Source organism: Pseudoalteromonas espejiana DSM 9414 (assembly GCF_002221525.1).
In the GTDB taxonomy this organism is placed as follows: domain Bacteria; phylum Pseudomonadota; class Gammaproteobacteria; order Enterobacterales; family Alteromonadaceae; genus Pseudoalteromonas; species Pseudoalteromonas espejiana.
Genome location: NZ_CP011028.1, coordinates 2,690,377 through 2,713,909, shown reverse-complemented (window position 1 = coordinate 2,713,909; position 23,533 = coordinate 2,690,377). Strand labels below are relative to the sequence as shown.

At 41.4% G+C, this 23,533-nt stretch carries 27 protein-coding genes; 25 read left to right on the top strand and 2 right to left on the bottom strand.

Going from position 1 to position 23,533, the window contains the following annotated elements; genetic code table 11:
- Positions 1–7 precede the first annotated feature (7 nt).
- The 20 genes from fliN (at position 8) to PESP_RS12305 (ending at position 17,996) form a co-directional block, all read left to right on the top strand.
- Positions 8–406 (top strand): flagellar motor switch protein FliN, encoded by a 399-nt coding sequence (fliN, locus tag PESP_RS12400; protein ID WP_089348288.1) that lies wholly within the window; start codon positions 8–10, stop codon positions 404–406.
- A complete protein-coding gene (gene fliO / locus PESP_RS12395; protein ID WP_089348287.1) occupies positions 403–786 on the top strand; it encodes a flagellar biosynthetic protein FliO in 384 nt (127 codons plus the stop codon). Before fliN ends, fliO begins: the two co-directional genes overlap by 4 nt.
- Before the next feature lie 4 nt (positions 787–790).
- The gene (gene fliP / locus PESP_RS12390) at positions 791–1,534 is read left to right on the top strand and encodes a flagellar type III secretion system pore protein FliP (protein ID WP_024032315.1); all 744 of its coding nucleotides are present in this window, start codon (positions 791–793) and stop codon (positions 1,532–1,534) included.
- A 41-nt stretch (positions 1,535–1,575) separates the two neighbouring features.
- Complete coding sequence (gene fliQ / locus PESP_RS12385; RefSeq protein WP_089348286.1) at positions 1,576–1,845, top strand: flagellar biosynthesis protein FliQ; 270 nt, start codon at positions 1,576–1,578, stop codon at positions 1,843–1,845.
- A gap of 2 nt (positions 1,846–1,847) precedes the next feature.
- Positions 1,848–2,627 carry a flagellar biosynthetic protein FliR gene (gene fliR, locus PESP_RS12380; RefSeq protein WP_089348285.1) on the top strand — a complete coding sequence of 260 codons (780 nt, stop codon included), beginning with the start codon at positions 1,848–1,850 and terminating at the stop codon, positions 2,625–2,627.
- A gap of 8 nt (positions 2,628–2,635) precedes the next feature.
- Positions 2,636–3,769: a flagellar biosynthesis protein FlhB gene (gene flhB, locus PESP_RS12375; protein WP_089348284.1), complete on the top strand. Its 1,134-nt coding sequence runs from the start codon at positions 2,636–2,638 to the stop codon at positions 3,767–3,769.
- Positions 3,770–3,904: 135 nt separating this feature from the next.
- A complete protein-coding gene (gene flhA, locus PESP_RS12370) occupies positions 3,905–6,016 on the top strand; it encodes a flagellar biosynthesis protein FlhA (RefSeq protein ID WP_089348283.1) in 2,112 nt (703 codons plus the stop codon).
- 21 nt (positions 6,017–6,037) lie between these two features.
- Positions 6,038–7,513 (top strand): flagellar biosynthesis GTPase FlhF, encoded by a 1,476-nt coding sequence (flhF, locus tag PESP_RS12365; protein WP_089348282.1) that lies wholly within the window; start codon positions 6,038–6,040, stop codon positions 7,511–7,513.
- Positions 7,506–8,366, top strand: a complete 861-nt coding sequence (locus PESP_RS12360) for a MinD/ParA family ATP-binding protein (RefSeq protein ID WP_089348281.1) — start codon at positions 7,506–7,508, stop codon at positions 8,364–8,366. The genes flhF and PESP_RS12360 overlap by 8 nt, the downstream gene beginning before the upstream one ends.
- A gap of 26 nt (positions 8,367–8,392) precedes the next feature.
- Positions 8,393–9,103 (top strand): RNA polymerase sigma factor FliA, encoded by a 711-nt coding sequence (locus PESP_RS12355; protein ID WP_089349168.1) that lies wholly within the window; start codon positions 8,393–8,395, stop codon positions 9,101–9,103.
- Between the two features lie 41 nt (positions 9,104–9,144).
- Positions 9,145–9,528: a chemotaxis response regulator CheY gene (gene cheY / locus PESP_RS12350; protein ID WP_008132609.1), complete on the top strand. Its 384-nt coding sequence runs from the start codon at positions 9,145–9,147 to the stop codon at positions 9,526–9,528.
- Between the two features lie 15 nt (positions 9,529–9,543).
- Positions 9,544–10,311, top strand: coding sequence for a protein phosphatase CheZ (locus PESP_RS12345; protein ID WP_089348280.1), 768 nt, complete (start codon positions 9,544–9,546; stop codon positions 10,309–10,311).
- Positions 10,312–10,326: 15 nt separating this feature from the next.
- Entirely contained in the window at positions 10,327–12,576 is a 2,250-nt protein-coding gene (locus tag PESP_RS12340; RefSeq protein WP_089348279.1) for a chemotaxis protein CheA, read from the top strand.
- A 51-nt stretch (positions 12,577–12,627) separates the two neighbouring features.
- Positions 12,628–13,773 carry a protein-glutamate methylesterase/protein-glutamine glutaminase gene (locus PESP_RS12335; RefSeq protein WP_089348278.1) on the top strand — a complete coding sequence of 382 codons (1,146 nt, stop codon included), beginning with the start codon at positions 12,628–12,630 and terminating at the stop codon, positions 13,771–13,773.
- On the top strand, positions 13,766–14,530 hold the full coding sequence (locus PESP_RS12330; protein WP_089348277.1) for a flagellar motor protein: 765 nt from the start codon (positions 13,766–13,768) through the stop codon (positions 14,528–14,530). Before PESP_RS12335 ends, PESP_RS12330 begins: the two co-directional genes overlap by 8 nt.
- 5 nt (positions 14,531–14,535) lie before the next feature.
- Entirely contained in the window at positions 14,536–15,495 is a 960-nt protein-coding gene (locus tag PESP_RS12325; RefSeq protein ID WP_089348276.1) for a flagellar motor protein MotB, read from the top strand.
- A gap of 12 nt (positions 15,496–15,507) precedes the next feature.
- The gene (locus PESP_RS12320) at positions 15,508–16,278 is read left to right on the top strand and encodes a ParA family protein (protein ID WP_089348275.1); all 771 of its coding nucleotides are present in this window, start codon (positions 15,508–15,510) and stop codon (positions 16,276–16,278) included.
- Between the two features lie 3 nt (positions 16,279–16,281).
- Positions 16,282–17,058 (top strand): chemotaxis protein CheW, encoded by a 777-nt coding sequence (locus PESP_RS12315; protein ID WP_089348274.1) that lies wholly within the window; start codon positions 16,282–16,284, stop codon positions 17,056–17,058.
- 24 nt (positions 17,059–17,082) lie between these two features.
- The gene (locus tag PESP_RS12310; RefSeq protein WP_089348273.1) at positions 17,083–17,577 is read left to right on the top strand and encodes a chemotaxis protein CheW; all 495 of its coding nucleotides are present in this window, start codon (positions 17,083–17,085) and stop codon (positions 17,575–17,577) included.
- A gap of 17 nt (positions 17,578–17,594) precedes the next feature.
- A complete protein-coding gene (locus PESP_RS12305; RefSeq protein WP_089348272.1) occupies positions 17,595–17,996 on the top strand; it encodes a DUF2802 domain-containing protein in 402 nt (133 codons plus the stop codon).
- A 46-nt stretch (positions 17,997–18,042) separates the two neighbouring features.
- Here the strand turns inward: PESP_RS12305 and PESP_RS12300 are convergent, their stop codons facing one another.
- A complete protein-coding gene (locus tag PESP_RS12300; protein WP_089348271.1) occupies positions 18,043–18,363 on the bottom strand; it encodes an EscU/YscU/HrcU family type III secretion system export apparatus switch protein in 321 nt (106 codons plus the stop codon).
- Position 18,364: 1 nt separating this feature from the next.
- Entirely contained in the window at positions 18,365–20,692 is a 2,328-nt protein-coding gene (fliK, locus tag PESP_RS12295) for a flagellar hook-length control protein FliK (protein WP_089348270.1), read from the bottom strand.
- Between the two features lie 113 nt (positions 20,693–20,805).
- On the opposite strand from fliK, the gene ccmA reads away from it, so the two are divergent.
- From ccmA to ccmE, 5 genes are read left to right on the top strand one after another with little or no spacing between them, the layout of a single operon-like run.
- Positions 20,806–21,426 (top strand): cytochrome c biogenesis heme-transporting ATPase CcmA, encoded by a 621-nt coding sequence (ccmA, locus tag PESP_RS12290; protein ID WP_089348269.1) that lies wholly within the window; start codon positions 20,806–20,808, stop codon positions 21,424–21,426.
- Complete coding sequence (ccmB, locus tag PESP_RS12285) at positions 21,426–22,112, top strand: heme exporter protein CcmB (protein ID WP_089348268.1); 687 nt, start codon at positions 21,426–21,428, stop codon at positions 22,110–22,112. The genes ccmA and ccmB overlap by 1 nt, the downstream gene beginning before the upstream one ends.
- 1 nt (position 22,113) lies before the next feature.
- Positions 22,114–22,851: a heme ABC transporter permease gene (locus PESP_RS12280; RefSeq protein ID WP_089348267.1), complete on the top strand. Its 738-nt coding sequence runs from the start codon at positions 22,114–22,116 to the stop codon at positions 22,849–22,851.
- A gap of 2 nt (positions 22,852–22,853) precedes the next feature.
- The gene (gene ccmD / locus PESP_RS12275) at positions 22,854–23,057 is read left to right on the top strand and encodes a heme exporter protein CcmD (protein ID WP_089348266.1); all 204 of its coding nucleotides are present in this window, start codon (positions 22,854–22,856) and stop codon (positions 23,055–23,057) included.
- Positions 23,054–23,533 (top strand): cytochrome c maturation protein CcmE, encoded by a 480-nt coding sequence (gene ccmE, locus PESP_RS12270; protein WP_089348265.1) that lies wholly within the window; start codon positions 23,054–23,056, stop codon positions 23,531–23,533. Before ccmD ends, ccmE begins: the two co-directional genes overlap by 4 nt.

The window sequence follows — 23,533 nt, the reverse complement described above, 5'->3', positions numbered from 1 at the left end:
TAAAAGTATGAGCGATGATCAAGACACAATGGACGAATGGGCAGCAGCCCTAGCAGAAGCCGAAGGCGGTGATGAAGGCGCAGAGGCGCAAGTAGCCGAGCTTGATGAGTTAAGCGATGCAAAGCATGAGCTTAGCGGTGATGAAAAACGTAAACTCGATACAATTTTAGATATTCCGGTGACTATTTCTATGGAAGTAGGGCGCTCTAAAATTAATATTCGTAACTTATTACAGTTAAACCAAGGCTCGGTTGTTGAACTAGACCGCGTTGCTGGTGAGCCATTAGATGTATTGGTAAATGGGACACTTATTGCCCATGGTGAAGTGGTAGTGGTTAATGACAAATTTGGTATACGTTTAACCGATGTAATAAGCCAAGTTGAGCGGATCAAAAAATTACGATGAATACACTTGTAGCTTTAACCAGCTCAGTATTTACCAAAGCAGACGCCGTAACGCCTACGGCCGATATTCTGTCTATGGTACTGTCGTTGATAATGGTGCTAGTACTCATTATTGTACTGGCATTTTTTGTTAAAAAGCTCAATCCAAATTTAGCCAATAGCGACGAGTTTAAAGTAGTTCGAAGCTTGCCGCTTGGATCGCGTGAGCGCTTAATGGTGGTAGAAATTGATAATGCCCAACATTTATTAGGCGTAACACCACATAGCATTAACTATCTGCATAAATTAGAAACGCCACTGAGTGAAAAAGAGCTCCCCGAGCTTGCAAAGCGTTTTAGCAAATTATTAAACCCGCAAACTAATCAAAATAAAAAGAACTAACTCTATGATAAAGTGGCTGCTTATTATTTTAGCTGTGTTATTTGTACCTGCTGCAAGCAGTGCAGAGGGCATAGATGCACTAACCATCACAACAAATGCAGATGGCACGCAAGACTACTCTGTGACTTTGCAAGTACTTGCAATTATGACGGCGCTGAGCTTTATACCTGCCGCTATAATTATGATGACTTCATTCACTCGTATTATCGTAGTGTTAGCAATATTGCGCCAAGCTATAGGCTTGCAATCAACGCCTTCAAACCAAGTGTTATTAGGCATGTCGCTATTTTTAAGTATTTTTATAATGGCGCCTATTTACCAGCAAGTTAACGAGCGCGCTATAGAGCCCTACCTAAACGAGCAAGTTACTTCGGTACAAGCACTGGAGCTTGCAAAAGAGCCAATGAAAGCCTTTATGCTCTCGCAGGTGCGCTTAAAAGACTTAGAAACGTTTGCCAAAATAGCAGGGTACGATCAGCTTGACTCACCAGAGGCCACGCCGCTAATAGTACTAATACCTGCTTTTGTGACGAGTGAATTACAAACCGCTTTTATAATTGGCTTTATGTTTTTTATACCCTTTTTGATAGTGGATTTAGTGGTTGCCTCAGTGTTAATGGCCATGGGTATGATGATGCTCTCGCCAATGATTGTATCTTTGCCGTTTAAAATAATGCTTTTTGTGCTGGTCGATGGTTGGAGCTTAGTTATGGGTACTTTAGCCAAAAGTTTTGGTTTGGGGACTTAGCAATGCTCTATACTCGCGCAATTTTCAATTAGGAGTACAGCATGGAACCAGAAATTTTTGTTGATATTCTTAGTGATGCACTGTTTTTAGTGATTAAGTTGGTTTCAGCTATTGTAGTACCTGGTCTACTTGTTGGTTTAGTGGTTGCTGTATTCCAAGCTGCTACCTCCATCAATGAGCAAACATTAAGCTTTTTACCGCGTTTGCTAATAACAATTAGTGCACTTATATTTGGTGGGCATTGGCTAACGCAAGAGCTAATGGACTTTTTTACGCGCTTAGTTTTGATTATTCCTGAAATTGCAGGTTAACTGTGGAATATCCATTTGCCGTTATCATTCAGTGGTTAAGCGACTTTTTATTGCCGTTAGTGCGTATAAGCTCGATGATCATGATAATGGCGGGCTTAGGGGCTAAAAATGTACCTACTCGGATTAAAATGGGCTTAGCGGTAGTTGTTACATTTTTAGTGGTACCAGTATTACCGCCCGCTACATTTACTAACCTTTTTTCGTTTAAAATGATTTTAGTGGTTATTCAGCAAATGTTGATAGGTGTTGCTATTGGCTTTGCATCAACCCTTTTATTAAATACGTTTGTATTAGCGGGTCAAATACTCGCAATGCAAACCGGTTTAGGTTTTGCTTCTGTAATCGACCCCTCTAATGGTGCAAGCGTACCGGCAGTTGGCCAGTTCTTTCTTATTTTAGCCACTCTTTTATTTTTTGTTTTTAATGGCCATTTAATGATGATTCAAATGGTGGTGCATAGCTTTCAGGTGCTGCCAATTGATGGCAACTGGTGGTCTGTTGATCATTACTGGAACATAGTAACGTGGGGTGGTTGGATGTTTACTACTGCATTGGTATTATCTTTAGCTCCCCTGACGGCAATGCTGGTTATTAATATGTCGTTTGGGGTAATGACCCGTGCGGCGCCACAGTTAAATATTTTCTCTATTGGTTTTCCGTTTACGCTAGTCGCAGGCCTGATGATTATTTGGGCTACGTTAGGTAATTTTGTGACGCAGTTTGAGTTTCAGTGGCTTAAAATGATAGAGCTGATGTGTAGCCTTGTTGGCTGCACGGTGTAGGAGGGGCCATGGCTGAAGATTCAGGACAAGAAAAAACAGAAGAACCTACAGGGAAAAAAATTGAAGACGCGAAGAAAAAGGGGCAAATAGCGCGTTCAAAAGAGCTTGGTACTATGTTTGTGCTTATTTTTTCTGCCGTGTCGTTGTTATTGTATGGCCCTGAGATAGGCAAAGGCTTGTACAATATTATGGGTCGAATGCTCTCTTTAAATCGCAGTGAAACCTATGATACGACAAAAATGTTTGCCGTATGGGGGAGTGTTGCAGACGCTCTTATTTTCCCTATGGCAATGTTTGTCTTTATTATTTTATTTGCAGGGGTTATCGGTAATACTTTATTAGGTGGGTTTAACTTTAGCTGGGAAGCCGCTGCCCCAAAACCCAGTAAAATGTCACCAGCAAAAGGCTTTAAGCGTATGTTTGGCCCCCAAGCAGGAGTTGAACTAGTTAAGGCTATTTTGAAGTTTTCAGTAGTGGGTGGTTTTGCTATTTTTTTAATTAATACCTTTTTTGATGAGATTCTTCACCTGAGCATTGAAAGTGCTCCGGGCAATATTATACATGCCTTAGAGATTCTGGCTTGGATGTTTTTAGGCTTAACCTGCACTTTAACGGTTATTGCAGCCATCGATGCACCGTATCAAAGCCATAAACACCATAAAGAGCTTAAAATGACGTTACAAGAAGTAAAAGACGAGTACAAAAACTCTGAAGGTGATCCGCAAATTAAAGCCCGCATAAGGCAAACCCAAAGGCAAATGTCGCAACGAAGAATGATGCAAGATGTACCCGATGCTGACGTAATTGTAACTAACCCAACACATTACTCTGTAGCGCTTAAATACGACACAGAACGTGCTGGTGCGCCAATAGTTTTAGCTAAAGGGGTGGATGAAATGGCCATGCAAATTCGTAAAGTTGCCATTGGTAATGAAGTCCCTGTAGTTGAATCGCCTATGCTAACCCGTGCGCTTTACCATACCGCAGAAATAGGACAACAAATTCCAGATCAGCTCTTTACTGCAGTGGCGCAAGTTTTAGCGTATGTTTTTCAACTTAAACGCTTTAAAAAAGGCCGAGGGAAGCGCCCAATCCCGCTTAAATCTAAGCTCCCTATACCTGATGATTTTAAATACGATTAGCGCTAAGCTTTTTTAAGTAAAGCTATGTGATACTCTTTAATTTACCTCCTCGCCAAGCTGGTTTATCAATAATTCTATAACTTGGAATAGTTATTGCAAATTCAAGCTAGTGTCAATTTATTGAATTGTAGAGTTATGGATTTTAAAGCGGTATTACAACAACTTAACAAAGATAAAAAAGAGTATGCCAAAGGTGTTGGCACACCGCTATTAGTACTTGCAGCCCTCGGTATGGTTATTTTACCGCTGCCGCCATTTCTACTTGATATATTATTCTCGTTTAATATTGCCCTAGCGTTAGTGGTTTTACTGGTGACTGTATACACCATGAAACCTCTTGAATTTGGTATGTTCCCTGCTGTGTTATTAATTGCAACCATAATGCGCCTGGCACTTAACGTAGCCAGTACGCGAGTGGTATTACTTGAAGGTCATAACGGTGGTGACGCCGCAGGTAAAGTTATTGAAGCGTTTGGCTCTGTGGTTATTGGTGGTAACTACGCCGTTGGTTTAGTGGTGTTTTTAATCCTGATCATCATAAATTTTGTAGTAATTACCAAAGGTGCAGGGCGTATCTCTGAGGTGTCAGCTCGCTTTACACTAGATGCTATGCCAGGTAAACAAATGGCTATAGACGCTGATTTGAATGCAGGTTTTATTAGTGCAGAACAAGCGCGTGAACGCCGTAGCGAAGTAACTCGTGAAGCTGATTTTTATGGTTCTATGGATGGTGCAAGTAAGTTTGTAAAGGGTGATGCCATTGCAGGTATTGTTATATTAATCATTAATATAGTGGGTGGCTTATTTGTTGGTATGATCCAACATGATTTAAGTTTTGGTCGCGCAATGGAAGTGTATACGCTGCTTACTATTGGTGATGGTCTTGTTGCCCAATTACCTTCTTTATTACTCTCTATTGGTACTGCGATTGTTGTTACTCGTCAAAACGAATCACACAACATGGGTGAGCAGTTTAAAACACAGCTAGGTAACGAAAAGTCATTATTTATTGCCTCTGGTATTCTTATTATTATGGGTATTGTGCCAGGCATGCCACACATTGCTTTTTTAAGCCTTGGTGCCTTATTAGGTTATTTAGCCTACTTTACCCAACAGCAAAAATTAAAGGCAGCTGCGCAAGCTGAAGAAGAAGCTACTAGTGGTGCTGCACCAGGCACTGGTGTGGCTAATAAACAAGAGCAGAAAGAACTTGGTTGGGACGATGTACAGCAAATTGATGTAATTGGTTTAGAAGTCGGTTACAGACTCATTCCGCTTGTTGACCAATCACAAGGTGGCGAACTGCTTAACCGAATTAAAGGTGTGCGTAAAAAGCTATCTCAAGAGCTTGGTTTTTTAGTACCCCCTGTACATATTCGCGATAATTTAGAGCTAGACCCAAATGCATACCGCATTACTATGATGGGTGTTTCAAGTGGTGAAGGCGAGCTTAAACATGGCGATGAGCTTGCAATAAACCCAGGGCAGGTATTTGGCCCAATTAAAGGCATAGAAACAAAAGACCCTGCATTTGGCTTAGATGCAGTATGGATCAAGCCCGACCAAAAAGACGAAGCACAATCGCTTGGTTATACAGTTGTAGATTCAGCCACTGTGGTAGCCACGCACATCAGCCAGCTATTAACTAATAGTGCCGCATTGTTACTCGGACATGAAGAAGTTCAGAACTTACTTGATATGTTAGCGAAAAGTCATCCGCGCTTAGTGGAAGGTTTAGTGCCAGAAGTATTGCCACTTACTACGGTTGTTAAAGTGCTGCAAAATTTATTAAACGAAGGCGTAGCTATTCGCGATATGCGCTCAATTGTACAAACCCTTGTTGAGTATGGCCCACGCAGCCAAGATGCCGATGTGTTAACCGCTGCTGTGCGTATTTCGTTGCGTCGTTTAATTATTCAAGACGCGGTAGGTATGTCGTCAGAAATCCCTGTCATAACCTTGGCGCCCGAGTTGGAACAGATGTTGCATCAGTCATTACAAAATGCAGGCGACGAAGGTGCCGGAATAGAACCAAGTCTTGCTGAGCGACTTCAAACATCATTAAACGAAGCGCATCAAAATCAAGAAATGGCCGGTGAACCTTCAATATTGCTAACGTCAGGAATGTTACGCACTGTGTTATCTCGCTTTGTTAAGTACACCATACCAGGTTTAAGGGTGATGTCTTATCAAGAGGTACCAGACGAAAGACAGATCAAGATTGTCAGCTCAGTAGGCCAACAATAAGATTTTAACAGGGGTTGAACCATGAAAATTAAACGTTTTTTTGCAAAAGATATGCGCACAGCACTGAAAGAAGTTAAAGATGAGCTAGGTGTTGATGCGGTTATTATGTCAAACAAAAAACTCGCAAATGGTGTAGAAATTGTTGCCGCAGTAGATTACGACAAAGCAGCCCCTAAAGCCGCAGCGCAACCACAAGCTGCACCGGCACCTGTGCGCAATCAGCAACAGCCTGCTCATAACTTTGTAAAGCCAGAGCCACAGCGTGCTCAACCTGAGCCTCAAGCGGCAGTCGCTGACAGCTTACAAGCTTTGTTAGAACGCCAGTCGCCGCGTCCTCGTTCGCCTGAATTGGCTTCAATGTTTTCTCAATCAGGTATTGATACGTCTGAGCATTATCAAGAGCCAGCGCAGCCGCGTACAACAAATATGTTTGCCCGCGAAGATGAAGCACCTAAACGTGTGCAAACTCAAGCTGATAGCCTAGGATTTGATGATTTAGACCGCGATTTCGACGATTTAGATGCGCCTGTAGCTCCGCGTCCTCAAGCACAAAATAAAGAAACTGCTGAAATGAGCGCAATGCGTGATGAAATGAACGCAATTCGCCAGTTATTAGAGCATCAAGTATCAGGTTTAATGCAGCAAGATATGGCCCGTCGTGACCCAACACGTGCATGCATGATTGACCGTTTAATTGGCATGGGCATAGATAAAGACGTTGCAGAGCAAATGGCTTGTTTCATTCCTGATGATGTATCGCGTCAGCAAGGCTGGAAAGCGTTGCTGCAAATGGTTGAAGACCAAATGCAAACCACTAACAATGAAATCCTCCGTCAAGGTGGTGTTTATGCGTTAGTTGGTCCAACAGGGGTTGGTAAAACGACTACTGTTGCTAAACTCGCTGCTTTAGGTGCTCAAAAGTACGGCGCTGATAAAGTAGCGTTAATTACCACAGATACGTACAGAATTGGTGCTTACGAGCAGCTTGCTACTTATGGTCGTATTATTGGTTGTGGTGTAAAACAAGTTAAAGATGCTAATGAATTAGCTGAAGTTTTATATCATTTACGCAATAAGCGTCTAGTATTAATTGATACAGCGGGTATGAGCCAACGTGATTTACGCCTTACAGAGCAGCTAAATACATTAATGCGCAACCAGCGTGTAGATATACGTAGTTATTTAGTACTAAGTGCTACAGCGCAAATTAATGTACTACAAGAAACGGTTAGGCACTTTAAGAAGGTACAGCTAAGCGGTTGTATTTTCACTAAGTTAGATGAATCATTAAGTTTAGGTGAGATTATTAGTATTGCGATTCAAAATCGCCTGCCAATAGGGTATCTTACTAATGGTCAGCGTGTACCAGAAGATATTCGCGTTGCAAATGCAGAAAAACTAGTAAAAAAAGCTGAGCAATTGTATTTAAAAAGAGCAAAAGCACAACATTCAAGGCACCAAGCAGTGGCGCCAAGCACAGTAGGGATGTATGATTAACACAGTATTAGATCAAGCAAGCGGCCTGCGCAAAATGAGTCAAAACAATAACAACGGCGTAAAAGTTATCGCAGTAACTGGTGGTAAAGGTGGGGTGGGTAAAACCAACGTATCTTTAAATACAGCTATTGCATTAGGCCAGCAAGGTAATCGGGTTTTAGTATTAGATGCCGATTTGGGTTTAGCTAATTGTGATGTAATGCTAGGACTACGTGTTGAAAGAAACCTATCGCATGTTCTTTCGGGCGAATGCGAACTAGATGAAATATTAGTTGAAGGCCCTGCGGGTATTAAAATTGTACCTGCGACTTCAGGCTCTCAGAGCATGGTTGAACTTACACCATCTGAGCATGCTGGGCTAATTCGTGCATTTAGCGAGCTTAATACAGAATTTGATATTTTAATTGTTGATACCGCAGCGGGTATATCTGACATGGTGCTTAGCTTTTCACGTGCGGCCCAAGATGTAATGGTTGTTGTATGCGATGAACCTACCTCAATTACAGACGCCTACGCGCTAATAAAAGTATTAAGCCGTGAACATGGCGTTTATAAGTTTAAAATTGTAGCAAATATGGTGCGCAGTATGCGTGAAGGCCAAGAGCTTTTTGCAAAGCTTTCAAAAGTCACAGATCGCTTTTTAGATGTGTCGATGGAGCTTGTTGCTACAATTCCTTACGATGAAAATATGCGTAAATCAACGCGTAAACAAAAAGTTATTGTTGATCTGTTTCCTAACTCTCCAGCTGCAGTTGCCTTTAAAACTTTAGCGACAAAAGCGGTAAAATGGCCTATACCTAATCAACCTTCAGGACATTTAGAGTTTTTCATTGAGAAGCTAGTAAACGGCTAATTATGACAACATCGGTGAATAGAGCTATGGGATATCAATCAACACAAAATTTAAATGTGGTTGTTGAAAAGCATGCATCGCTTGTCAAAAAAGTGGCATGCCATTTAATAGCTCGACTCCCACCTAGTGTTCAACTCGACGATTTAATTCAATCAGGCATGATTGGCTTGATAGAAGCCTCAAAAAACTTTGATGCAAGCAAAGGCGCAAGCTTTGAAACTTTTGCGGGTATTCGTATTCGTGGTGCTATGCTTGATGAAATGCGCAGGGGTGATTGGGCCCCTCGTTCGGTGCATCGTAAAAGCCGATTAGTAGCAGAAACCATCACCGAACTTGAAAATAGCTTAAATCGAGAGCCAAAAGATACAGAAGTTGCTGAAAAACTTGAAATTTCGTTAGAAGAATACCATCATATTTTAAACGATGTTAATTCAAGTAAAGTGCTAGGTATAGAAGACTTAGGGGTCGATGAAGATGTTATTAGCCCAGCGGGACAAGATTTAGCGCTAGACAAACCATTTAATAATGTTAAAAATGAACGGTTTAATAAATCATTGTTGGAAGCAATAAAGTCTTTACCAGAGCGAGATGCAATGGTTTTGTCTTTATATTACAACGATGAAATGAATTTAAAAGAAATTGGACATATACTCGATGTAAGTGAATCGCGTGTAAGTCAGATACATGGTCAGGCGATGATTAAGCTCAAAGCAAAAATCAATGACTGGATAAACTAGTAGTAAGTAAATTATAGGTTAAGACCTCACCGGAGGATGTTTTGGATAAAAACATGAAAATTCTTGTTGTTGATGATTTTTCTACAATGAGACGTATTATAAAAAATCTGTTGCGTGACTTAGGTTTCACGAATGTTCAAGAAGCTGACGATGGTTCAACAGCATTACCTATGTTGCAAAATCAAGTTTTTGACTTTGTAGTAACTGATTGGAACATGCCAGGAATGCAAGGTATCGACTTGTTACGAGCAATCCGAGCTGACGATAAGTTAAAGCATATTCCTGTTTTAATGGTAACGGCAGAAGCTAAAAAAGAACAAATCATAGCGGCTGCTCAAGCTGGCGTTAATGGCTACATTGTTAAGCCTTTTACTGCTGGTACATTAAAAACTAAATTAGAAAAAGTGTTCGAACGCTTAGGTTAATGAGGGGAGAGGCTTATGTCAGCACCAGCTGCGCCTCAAATTACTTTAGAACAGGCTCGTCAGCTTGTCGTTTTTTTAGAAAACGGTGAGCAAGATAAAGCTGATCAATTAATTTTAGATACTGCCTCTAAAGAGCAATCGCAACTATTTGCTGAAGTAGGTAAGTTAACGCGTCAGTTACACGAAGCGCTTAAAAGCTTTGAGTTAGATACACGTTTAACTGACTTAACTACTGATGCAATACCCGATGCGAAAAAACGTTTGAACTATGTCATGGAAATGACAGAAAACGCGGCTAATAAAACGATGGATGCAGTTGAAGCTAGCTTACCCATCGCGCAGCAATTAGCTGACGAAATTGCGCACATTAAGCCTACATGGGATAGGCTTATGAATCGCGAAATAGAGCTCGGTGAATTTAAAACACTTTGCCATAGCATAGATAAGTTTATGAATAGCTCTCATCATAAAACCGATGAGCTGCAAACTTTAATGACCAATGTATTGATGGCGCAAGATTTCCAAGATTTAACAGGACAGGTTATCCGTCGCGTTATTGAACTTGTCAGAGAAGTAGAAGAAAGTTTAATCCACCTTTTAACAGCATTTGCTGCACAAGATGACAGCATCGTTGAAAGTAAAGAACAACAAGAAACAGAAGAACTGGTTGCCGCACAAACATTAGCAGGTCCTGAAGGCCCTATTATTGATAAAGAGTCGCGAAATGATGTTGTATCAGATCAAGACGAGGTCGACGACCTACTATCAAGTTTGGGCTTCTAAGAGGAGAGTAACTGCATGAGCTTTGAAGTCGATGAAGATATATTACAAGACTTTCTTGTAGAGGCTGGAGAAATCCTAGAGCTTTTATCTGAACAGTTAGTTGAGCTAGAAAATAACCCAGAAGATACTGAGTTACTTAACGCTATTTTTAGGGGCTTTCATACCGTAAAAGGTGGTGCTGGCTTCTTGGCAATGACAGAGCTTGTAGATGCGTGTCATGGTGCTGAAAATGTATTTGACCTTTTAAGACAAGGGGTCAGAACAGTCAATTCTGAATTGATGGACGTTATATTACAAGCGCTTGATACTATTAATGAAATGTTCGCTACAATTCAAAACCGCGAGCAACCAGACCCAGCAGACCCGCAATTATTACATACCCTTCATAAGCTAGGCCAACCGCCTACAGATGATGAGTTAGCTGAAACACCCGCTGAAGCAGTCGTTGAAGAAGCATCTGCAGCCCAAGCTGATGCAAGTGATGATGAAGACCCATTTGCGTTTGATGAATTATTTGATAGTGCCGGCTCAACGCCTACATCAGACAACTCACAAATTGACGAAATTACTGAAGATGAGTTTGAAAACTTACTCGATGAATTACACGGCAAAGGGCAAAGTCCAGTAACATCTTCAGACACAAGCCCTGCTCAAGATACAAGTTCAGACATTACCGATGATGAGTTTGACAGCTTATTAGACGAGTTACATGGCGTTGGTAGTTTTGGCCCAGTTGGTTCAGATAGCACACCCGAACATGAGCCCGCAGCACAACAGCCTGCGCCCGCTGTATCAGCCTCAAGTGATGTAGAGGGTGATGAAATAAGTGATGACGAATTTGAGGCATTACTTGATGAGCTGCATGGTAAAGGCGGAGCTCCCGAGTCTAAAGAGGCTGATAAACCGGCTCCGGAGGCTGCAAAGCCGACACCTGCGCCTGTAGCGGCTAAACCTGCAACACCGGCTCCAGCAGCTAAAGCGCCTGCAGCAAAATCAGCACCTACACCTAAAGCCGCACCTGCAGCAAAAGCCGCACCTACTCCTAAACCTGTAGAAAAACCAGCTAGTAACACGGCCCCTAAAAAAGCGACGCCACCACCTGCAGAAACAACGGTTCGAGTTGATACTAAACGCCTTGATCAAATTATGAATATGGTTGGTGAACTTGTATTAGTTCGTAACAGGTTAGTAAGCCTAGCGACCTATACAGACAGTGAAGCAATGGGTAAAGCTATTTCAAACCTAGATGTGGTGACTGCTGATATTCAAGGCGCTGTTATGCAAACTCGGATGCAGCCAATCAAGAAAGTATTTGGTCGTTTTCCGCGTGTTGTTCGTGATTTAGCTCGAAGCTTAAATAAAGATATTAATTTACAGCTAGTAGGTGAAGAGACTGACTTAGATAAAAACTTAGTCGAGGCACTTGCTGATCCTCTTGTGCATTTAGTACGAAACTCAGTGGATCATGGTATTGAAATGCCTGCAGATCGTGAAGCTGCTGGCAAGCCAAGAACAGGTAACGTTACATTATCTGCATCGCAAGAAGGTGATCATATCTTGCTAACCATTAAAGATGATGGTGCAGGTATGGACGCTGAAAAACTGAAAAAAATAGCAATAAGCAAAGGCGTGCTAGATCACGACCAAGCAAGCCGCTTATCAGACACTGAAGCATATAACCTTATTTTCGCACCAGGTTTTTCTACCAAAGAAGAAATATCTGATATTTCTGGTCGTGGTGTGGGTATGGACGTGGTTAAAACTAAAATCACACAACTCAATGGTTCTGTAAATATTCAATCAGAGCTAGGCGTTGGTACTGTTTTAGAAATCAAAGTACCGCTAACATTAGCTATCTTACCAACATTAATGGTGGTGGTAGGGGAGCAAACATTTGCTCTGCCGTTGGCTGGTGTGAGTGAAATATTCCATCTCGACTTAACTAAAACTAATGTGGTTGACGGTCAATTAACCATTATTGTGCGTAAAAAAGCGATACCGTTATTTTACCTAGAGCACTGGTTAGTTAAAGGCGCTGATTGTTCACAACGTAAAGCCCAAGGGCATGTTGTTATTGTACAAATTGGTACTCAGCAAGTAGGCTTTGTAGTTGATTCATTAATTGGCCAAGAAGAAGTAGTAATTAAGCCTCTTGATGCGTTACTACAAGGTACTCCGGGAATGGCAGGTGCAACTATTACCTCTGATGGTGGTATAGCATTGATTCTTGATGTGCCAAATATGCTTAAGCATTACGCAGGATAAAAAGCGGGCACATTCATCTGTGCCTGCAAATAAATTTAATAAGAGAGCGCAATGGCCGTAAAAGTTTTAGTTGTTGACGATTCCAGTTTCTTTCGCCGCAGAGTAAGCGAAATCCTAGAACATGACAGCGGTATTGAAGTAATTGGTTTTGCCGTTAATGGCAGAGAGGCTGTGGAAAAAACGGCTCAACTACGCCCTGATATGATCACCATGGACGTGGAAATGCCAGTGCTTGATGGAATTAGTGCTGTTAAAGAAATTATGGCGAGTAATCCGACGCCCATTTTAATGTTTTCTTCGCTTACACGTGATGGTGCTACAGCAACTTTAGATGCACTAGATGCAGGTGCGATGGACTTTTTACCTAAAAAGTTTGAAGACATAGCACGCAATAACGAAGATGCAATTAAGCTATTGCAAGCTAAAGTAAAAGAAATTGGTCGCAGACGTGCTCCTCGCCCTATAAAGCCATTAGCTCCAAGCCGAGTTACTTCACCCGTTAGCAATAAAGTGCCGCCTGCAAGTACATCGGTTAGGCAACCCGATAGAAGCTTTCAACGTACAGCTTCTGAGCAACCAAGCTCAGCGCAGACTTTACCAACGCGTGCCAGCGGGAAAAAATATCAATTGGTGGCAATTGGCACATCAACGGGTGGGCCAGTTGCACTACAAACTATTCTTACGCAATTACCAGCAAATTTCCCACACCCTATTTTACTTATTCAGCATATGCCTGCCGCATTTACTCCTGCTTTTGCAGCGCGATTAAATGGCCTGTGTAAAATTCGCGTTAAAGAAGCTCAACAAGGTGACCGCTTAGAAGCTGGAACTGCCTATTTAGCGCCAGGTGGACAGCAGATGATGGTTGAGGGACGTGGTGGTAATAAAACACTACGTGTATTTGAAGATAATAGTGAGCGTATTAGTTATAAACCGAGCGTTGACGTAACTTTTGCAAGTGTAGCCAAGAGCTATCTGGGTGATGTATTAGCTATTGTTCTCACGGGTATGGGAGCTGATGGACGTGATGGTGCTCGTATGCTCAAGCAAACAGGCGCAACAATATGGGCGCAAGATGAAAAAAGCTGTGTTGTTTATGGTATGCCACAAGCTATAGCAAATGCAGGGCTTGCTTCAGAGCATTTAGCGTTAAACGACGTTGCCTCAAGAATAAAAAGAGAAACAAATTGTGGATAAGCTCTCTGTTTTAGGGTTAATAATCGCTTTAGGTGCCATCGCGATTGGTTACTCTTTAGAGGGCGGGGTAGTATCAGCTTTATTTAATGGCCCAGCGCTTATAATTGTATTAGGTGGCACCTTAGGTGCTGTAATGCTGCAAACAGCAACCAGTACGTTTAAAAAAACGTTGAGCATGAGCCATTGGGTATTTTTTACGCCTAATTATGATATTGAAAAAGCAATAGAACAAATCAAAAGCTGGTCTCATAAGGCTCGCCAAGAAGGGTATTTAGCTCTTGAAAATGAGGCGCTTAGTCATCCAGATCCATATGCAGCCAAAGGCTTAAGTTTATTAGTTGATGGCTGCTCAGAACAAAAATTACGCGACACCCTTGAAATTGATTTAATGCTAGAGCGAGACCGCTTACTTGAATCAAGTAAAGTGTATGAAGCGATGGGCGGATATAGTCCCACAATCGGTATTTTAGGTGCTGTACTAGGCCTTATTCAAGCCATGTCTTTTATTACCGATCCGCAAAAGCTGGGTGCAGGGGTTGCTACAGCATTTATCGCCACAATTTATGGTGTAGGCTTGGCAAATTTACTCTTTTTACCTATGGCCAATAAATTAAGGCAGCGTGTGGAGCAAAAAATGCTTTATCACGAAATGATGGCTGAAGGTGTTATTGCGATAAGCCTAGGTGAAAGCCCATTGAACATAGAATTAAAACTTGAAGCTTACCGCACAGAGCGTCCTAATGTAGTGGTTGAATAACATTTATGTTACGCCGGCGACTACGTCAATCTTCTGAAAAAAGCCAACATACGGAACGTTGGTTAGTGTCTTATGCGGATTACATGACCATCATGTTTGCATTTTTTGTCGTGATGTATGCAATCGCGATCAATAAAGAAGAAAGCTTTCAAATTCTTTCAGACTCCTTAGAGCACGTCTTTGATAAATCAGCAAGGCAGCATTCGCAACAAGGCGAAGGCGTAACTGGTGAAGGGCTACTTACCGATAGAGTTACCCCTGAGCAGGAGCTTTTATATGGTGAAAGTATTCAAAAGCAAGAGTCTGGCCCTGAGTTACTTGATGGCCAAAGTGATACGAGCAACATAAAACAAAAGCACTTGGGTAAGCCACTTGATAGTTTATTAACTAAACTGCAATCGGCGCTTATTGATGAAATACGTGATGGCGAAGCAAGTTTAGAACTTAATCAGGATTGGCTTATTATAGAGCTTAGCTCTGGGATGCTGTTCTCTAGTGGTAGCTCTGTAGCGCATTCAAGGGCAAAGCAAGTAGTTAAGATTGTTAACGATATTATTGCACCCGTAGATAACTATGTAAGGGTCAGAGGCTATACTGATAACGAAACAATCCGCAATGAGATATTTCGCTCAAATTGGGAACTTTCGGTTGCTAGGGCCACCTCAATTTTAGTAGAGCTAGAAGCTTTAGGTATTAACCCTGCGAGAATGGCAATTGAAGGCTATGGTCAATACTCTCCGTTTGCTGATAACGACACGCAGCAAGGCCGCGCTGAAAATCGAAAAGTAGTGATTGCTCTTTCGAAATATGGCTTGCCAGAACAAGACCCTGAAAGCGAGAGCGAACCTAAACAGGAGCAGCAAGCTTTAGAGCCTGAGATCGAGCTTCCCTCAGACGACGATACAATTAAAATAATTCGGTTGCCCCATGGTGGGATCAGAATAACCACTCGCAATGAACAGTAATTAGGACTAAATGTGAAGATTTGGACTGTAGCAAATCAAAAAGGTGGAGTTGGTAAAACAACAACCGCTGTTAGCCTGGCGGGGATTTTAGCGCTGCAGGGTAAGCGTGTGCTGCTTATTGATACTGATCCCCATGCTTCACTAACATACTATTTTGGTATCGACTCTGAAGATTTAGAAGTGAGTGTTTACGATATTTTTGCCCGCGGTACATCAATGCAAAGTGAAGAAATACTCCAAGCGCTTTGCCCATCAACGATGGAAAACCTCGATATACTCCCTGCAACAATGGCTATTGCTACGCTTGATAGGAGTATGGGGAATAAAACGGGAATGGGTTTAATTCTTAAAAAAACACTTGCAAAAATCAGTGAACATTACGATTATGCGCTGCTTGATTGCCCGCCCGTTTTAGGTGTTTTAATGGTAAACGCCCTAGCCGCCAGTGAACGAATTTTAGTGCCAGTACAAACTGAGTTTTTGGCACTGAAAGGGCTTGATAGAATGATGCGCACGATGGAATTAATGCAGAGCTCTCAAGCGAAACAGTATGAATATACTATAATTCCAACTATGTATGACAAGCGAACTAAAGCATCGCTAGAAGCATATAAAACATTGCAAAATACATATAAAGACAAGGTGTGGCCGGGCGTGATACCCGTGGATACCAAATTTAGAGATGCAAGCTTAGCACAAAAAGTGCCTATTGAATTTTGCCCACGTTCGCGTGGTGTATACGCGTATAAAGCGTTATTAGATTATTTAATTGAACAAGGTTAATGAATGAGTAAGCAATTATTTGCTAATGAAAAAGTAATGACTCAATACTTAGGTGCGCTGTTATGCGAAGACGAGCCTGAGGAAAACCTTGAGCCAGTAGCAAAATTACTCGAGCAAGTGCCTAGTGCCTTGCAAAATGAAGACGTACTTTTAAAACCTAAAGAGCAGTTAAAAGCCACTGAGCAACTTTATACTAAACAAGTAGAAGAGCCAGTAGAGGCTGAACCTGCATCGCCAGCTCCTGAAGAGATTGCACCAATAGCAACGCCATCGGCTCTACAAAACCAACATACCACTGAAGAGGCACCGTTATTACAAAGTCAAGAAGACTATTTTGAAGGGGAATTTCAGGCGTTATTTTTTGAAGTTGCAGGTCTCACATTAGCAGTGCCATTAAAAGCACTGGGTGGAATTCATCAACTAGGTGAGGTAAATCATCTATTTGGTAAGCCAAAGTGGTTTAAAGGCGTTATGCTAAATAGAGATGAGAAGCTCAATGTAGTAGATACCGCGCGTTGGGTAATGCCAGAGAAATATGATGAAAAACTTGAAGAGTCTCTTAACTATCAATATTTGATTACTTTAGGCGATAGTAACTGGGGTTTATTGGCAGAAAAGTTAATAAATAACATTACATTGAGTAAAGAAGATGTAAAATGGCGAACAAACAACGGCAAACGCCCTTGGCTTGCTGGTGTCATTAAAGAAAAAATGTGTGCTTTAATAGATGTAGATAATTTAAATGCACTATTAGAAAAAGGCTTAGATAGCCGTCAGTAGTAACGACCATTACGGGGTAACAGCATGAGTGAAGACAGACTACTATCAGCAAATAAAAATGCAGATAATGACGAAATTTTACAGTGGGTAACGTTTAAGCTTGAGGAAGAAACCTACGGTGTAAACGTAATGCAAGTGCAAGAGATTTTGCGCTATACCGAAATAGCCCCAGTACCTGGCGCACCATCTTATGTAATTGGTATCATTAACTTACGTGGTAATGTAGTAACGGTTATTGATACTCGTGCACGTTTTGGTTTAGCTGCGGCTGATGCTACTGATAATTCACGAATTTTAATTATTGAAGCTGAAGAGCAAGTTATTGGTATTTTGGCTGATAGTGTTTCTGAGGTTGTGTACCTTCGTAGTTCAGAAATAGACAGTGCACCAAATGTGGGTACAGAAGAAAGCGCTAAGTTCATCCAAGGCGTATGTAATCGCGATAACGAACTACTTATTTTGGTTGATTTAAATAAATTGCTTAGCGATGATGAATGGGATGAGTTAAGCGATATTTAAGCTTTGCCACTAAAACTATGTTGTTACTAAGTATAGCGATAGCGGCGCTTGCGATAGCTTTAATTTCGTTGGCGCTAATAGTTGCACTAAAAAATAACCAAGCGGCTGAACTAAATGCAATGTCGCAGCAGTTAAAAGATACCTCAGAGCAAACTCACATTCTGCGCAGTGAAGTGTCGGAGCTCAGAACAGGGTTATTAAGTATAGGTAAACGTGTACTTGAAGTTGAGCAGCAAAACCAAGATTTAATACAGCAGCAAGCCGCGCAAAAGTATGATGATCCAGACGCAAAAATATATTCTCGTGCTGTTAAAATGGTAGAGCTTGGCGCCGATTTAGATGAAGTAATACGTGAATGCGAATTGCCCAGGGCCGAAGCTGAATTACTCTTCTCGTTACACAAACAAAAAGACGCATAGCGTCTTTTTTGCTTTAGAGCGGTGATAACCTGTGAAAACATAAGCCTTAAGCTTTGATGTTTAATTTACCTTGAAAGTCTTGCCAACCAGGCGGAAATTGCCCGCGCAGTACATACGAAAAAGCAATTAATTCGGCAATAACGTAATAGAGCTCTTTAGGTATTTCTTCACCTAACTCTAAATGCGATAGTGTTTTAGCCAGAGCTTCATCTTCGTGGATCATAATGCCTTTTTTCTTTGCCGCAGCAATTATTTCATCAGCGAGTTCGCCAAATCCCTTAACACTTACCGAAGGGGTGTTACCTGCCTCGTACAAAAGCCCAATTGCTGATTTGTTGTTAGCGGCTTTATTTGCGGTGTCACTCATATTAAACCTTAATATTTATAATGGCATGAGATTGATAAAAAGACTGATGACTTGCATCGCCTCGCTTTAAATTAAGCTCCCCGACTTGAAGCCCATGTTGAGCCAATTTAGCTCTTAGGTTATCTAAATGAGGGTGGGCAATAGCACTAACTTCTTGGCTCGAGGCAAGTAACTGACAATCAAGGGCCTTGTCCATCAGTTCTGCCATTATTTGTAATTGGCCTAGTTGTGCGTAGTCAAAATTAAGCCTTACAAACCAAACATTTTTATCTTGAGTTTTATCATGGCTTGGCTTTTTATATTGTCCTAAGGTGATTTCTGTTTGCCCAGCTTCAGGCGGTAATTTCATTGGAAATAAAAATTGCGCCAAAGGGTTAGAGTCATTTTGCTGAGCTGGGGTAGTTAGTTGTACTTGGCTAAGTGTGTTCTTCACTTGTATAAGCTCACCCGCTAGCTCTTGTATTTGTGCAAGCTGAAGTTGCTCTACTAATTTTTCGCCACCGTTTCCAACCTTAAAAGTAGGTAAAAGTACATTGAGTAGCGCATCTACTCCGGTTTGGTTATTAAAGCTAATAGGCGAGGTACTGTTATTGATTATAGGAGCCGCTAATATCGTAACCGCGAGCTGTTCAAGCCCTTTAGTAAAGCTGCTTTGTAGGCTGTCGTTATTTGTATGTAATGGCTGTAATGTACTTAAAAGCTCGCGCTGTATGGTCGCGGGGTGAATATTATTACTCGAAACCATTCTATTAAAAGCTTGGTTTACTAAACGCGTTAAATCAGGTGTGTTTTGCGTTGCTTTGTTTGCTATATCGGTAATTTGGCCACTTAACAAAGGGCTATGCTTTAAAGGGGGATCGGCTTTTAAGGCTGAAGGTGGCAAATTCAATAATGGGGTTAATAGCTTAGCTTCAGTAGGTTGTAGCTGCTGACTCTTAGAAACATTAGGTGCAGTCATAGGTGAGGTGAGGTTACTTACTATTTTTAATTGTATCGCGGCATTGTTCGTACTGTTTGGCTTAGTCGGCAATTGAGGAGCGCTTAAAATGCTGGCCTTGCTAGGCTGCATATTGCTAATGTTTTTTGTTAAACCAGCGCTATTAGGTGATTGCCACAGTGATACGTTTGCTTTTAGTTGTTGGGTAAACTGCACCAGTGGCGCTAGCTGATTGAAGTGCTTAGCCAATACTTGTGTGTTTTGTACTAGTGGTTGAGCTGATAAACCTTCAGTTATATTTATTTTTGCTAAATTACTCCCACTTAACGTATTTAAAAGTGGCGCGGCTTCAGGTTTATTTGTCTCTCCCTTAGTTTGCAGTGTTTGCTGCGTTACTGAACTTGCAAAAGGTTTGTTTTCGAAATATTTAACAGCGTCGTTAATACGGGTTTTTAAATCGGTATAGCTTGTTTTAAGCCACGACTTAATAGGACTTTGCGCGCTCAGTTGAAGGCTTGTTTTATCGCTTGTAGCACTTGATGGGCTTTGCTGCTGTTGCGCTGATAATAAGTCGGAAAAAGGCTTACTAAAAGAGTTGTTAAGCGAAACCTGGACAGTGGGTAAATTTGTTTTTATTAACAGCTTATCTGCTTGGCTTGAAATAGTAACGGCAACAGCTTTATTTGGTAACTCACTCAGTTGCTTTGAATTTAACGCTGTTGTAAAAGACCCAGATTGCTCGGGCTTAGTAATAATGGCAAGGTTTGGGGTTGCTTTTAATTGTGCGTTAGGTAGTAAGTTAGCCAATAAATTAGCCACTTTATTTTGGCTGATGGTATGTGTATGCACTGTATCGGCAAAGCGATTAATAATGTTGATTTGTGTACCTTTGTTAGTTGCATTCATTACAATTTGCAAAGGTTGCTCTGAGCTTAAAAGCTCTGCGGTTTGTTTGTTAATTGCAATACTGGCATTTAAATTGAGTATAACAAGCTTAGGCGAAGGGGTGACTTGTACACTAACAGGCAAAGGCTTGCTGTGTACCTCAGTTCCTGTACTCACAAAGTTTAGCAAACGTTGAAATTGCGGTGCTTGATTAAGCGTAATACTGGTGTTGTTTGGCACTATATTTAATTGCTTGCCATCTGAGCTAAGTTGTATGTTAGCACTTGCTATTTTATCTAAATTTTGTGGCGCATTAGTGGTGCCTAAGCGAAGTGTTTGCCAATGCTTATCAATAAATACATCGAGTGTAATAGAGCCTTTTGAAAACTGAATGTTTTTTGCCGCAAGCACATGTTCAGGTAATTGTACTAACTCCTGTGAAGAGGTATTCGCAGTGTGGTTGTTAACAACAGAATTAGTTAATGTGATTTGCGTTGGATTATTCATTATTTTAAATCAAGTTTTCGTTATTTTTCGTGAATCGATTTTAAAGCAATATTCGTATTACCCTATCATTATGGTAGACTAACGCCTAATTTTTGGCATAGAGAAACGTCATCTTGTTACACATTAAGTCCGTCACCTGCATCAAGCAAGAACGTTGTTTGTTTGCGGATCTTAATTTTAGCCTAAATAGCGGTCAAATCATGCAATTAGCGGGTCCTAATGGGGCTGGTAAAACATCATTATTGCGTATTATCGCAGGTTTTAGTGTGCCTGATGAAGGCGCTATTTTTTATAATCAGCAAGCAATTGGTAAGCATTATGAAGAGTACGCGCGTGAGCTGTTATTTATCGGCCATAAAACAGGTGTCAATGTGCAGCTCAGTGCAATCGAAAACGTTCGTCACTGGCTTCACATTAATGGTTATACTAACGAGCCCGACCTATATCCCATTTTAGCCAAGCTTGGTTTAGTAGGCCTTGAAGATGTGCCGGTAAGAATGCTCTCTGCAGGGCAGCAGCGCCGAGTGGCGTTGGTTAGGCTTTGGTTAAGTGATGCAAAATTGTGGGTGCTTGATGAGCCCTTTACCGCGCTTGATAAAAGTGGGGTGGCCTTTTTACAGCAGCGCTTTAGTGAACACTTAAATAGCGGTGGTGCTATTTTACTTACTACCCACCAAGACCTAACAACCCAGTTTGAAAACCTGCAAACCGTGACCTTGGAGTACCGTCACTAATGACTCGTCAACATTCATATTGGCTGCTGTTTAGTGCGGTTTTCAGTAAAGATGTAAAGCTTGCGTTTCGCCAGCGCGCTGAAATAGTAAATCCTATTTTGTTTTTTTTAATTGTTATTTCGTTGTTCCCGTTAGCTATTGGCCCAGAGCCCGGTCTATTAGCACGTATGGCACCAGGTATTATTTGGGTGGCCGCATTGCTCTCAACCATGCTTGGGCTTGATAAGTTATTTAGAGATGACTACCACGATGGCTCGCTTGAGCAGCTTATTGCTTCATCCTATCCATTATCACTCACTGTACTGGCAAAAGTGGCGGCACATTGGGTTGTAACAGGGTTGCCTTTAGTACTTATGACGCCTTTATTCGCATTATTGCTTAATTTAGAGAGCTCTGCGCTACTTGCAACCGTATTAACATTATTATTAGGCACGCCACTTTTGAGTTTTATCGGCGCAATTGGGGCTGGGCTTACCGTGGGATTACAAAAAGGTGGCATATTAATGAGCTTACTGGTGCTGCCTTTGTATATTCCTGTTTTAATTTTTGCAACGTCTGCCATTGATACCAGCACTATGTCGCTGGATTATAGCGGCCAGCTTGCCATTCTTGGGGCCATGTTAGTAGTTGCTATTATGTGTGCACCCATCGCCATATCGTCAGCATTGAAAGTGAGTGTAAGTTAATATGTGGAAGTGGTTACATCCCTACGCAAAAGCAGAGCGAGCATACCAGTTATGTAATACGTTACTGCCTTATTTTGCCGTTGTTACGGTTATAAGTATGCTTGTTGGTTGGATTTGGGGCTTAGGGTTTGCGCCTGCCGACTACCAACAAAAAGACAGCTACCGTATTATTTTCATTCATGTGCCGTCGGCTATTTTGTCTATGGGTGCGTATTCCTCTATGGCTATTGCCGCCATTGTTGCTTTAGTGTGGCAATTACGAAATGCCGAATTAGCGGTTATAGCTATTGCCCCTGTGGGAGCATGTGTTACTGCCATTGCTTTAATTACCGGTGCAGCTTGGGGCAAGCCTATGTGGGGAGCATGGTGGGTGTGGGATGCACGCTTAACCTCTGAACTCATTTTATTATTTTTATATTTAGGTGTGCTTTCGCTTTATCATGCATTTGAAGATAAAAAAGCAGCAGGGCGCGCCGCGTCTATTTTAGCCATTGTGGGGGTTATTAACCTACCTATTATTCATTACTCAGTAGAGTGGTGGAATACGCTTCACCAAGGCGCCACCATTACCAAACTCGATACAAAAGCAATCGACTCTAGTATGTTTTGGCCACTTATGGTGAACATTTTAGCCTTTGCTGCTTTTGTAGGTACTGTGACTTTAATTCGTCTTAAAAATGAAATTTTACAACGCGAAAAACACCGCCCATGGGTACGTGCGTTGTTAAATAAGGGGTAAATATGCAGTTTGACTCTTTTTCTGATTTTATTGCAATGGGAGGCTACGGTTTTTATGTGTGGCTTTCTTTTGGCACATGCGCCTTAATTTTATTAGGTATTTTAATTAGCTCTTTGCGTGATACAAAACGTATTATGGCCTCGGTAGAGCAGCAAGTTGCGCGAGAAGCGCGTATTAAAAAAGCGAAGCAGGAACAAACCTCATGAACCCAAGACGTAAGAAGCGCCTATTGGTAATTATTGCAGTATTGTTTGGTGTTGGTGCCTCTATTGGCTTAGTGCTGTATGCACTGCAAGAAAACATAAACTTATTTTACACGCCAAGCGAGTTAATAGATGGTAAAGGCCCTGATAAAGAAAAACCCCAAATAGGCCAAAAATTGCGTATAGGCGGTATGGTAGTGCCTGGCTCGGTAATACGTAATGAGCAAAGCTTACAAGTTAGCTTTAAATTAATCGATATAGGCCCATTGGTAACGATTAAGTACCAAGGTATTTTGCCAGACCTATTCCGTGAAGGACAAGGGATTGTAGCGCAAGGCGTTCTTATTGAACCAAATGTAATTGAAGCCTTTGAAGTACTTGCAAAGCATGATGAAGAATACATGCCTGCAGAAGTAGCAGAGGCAGTAAAAGGAATTAAACACGAAAAACCAAAATACAACCTAGATAGCGGTAGCTAA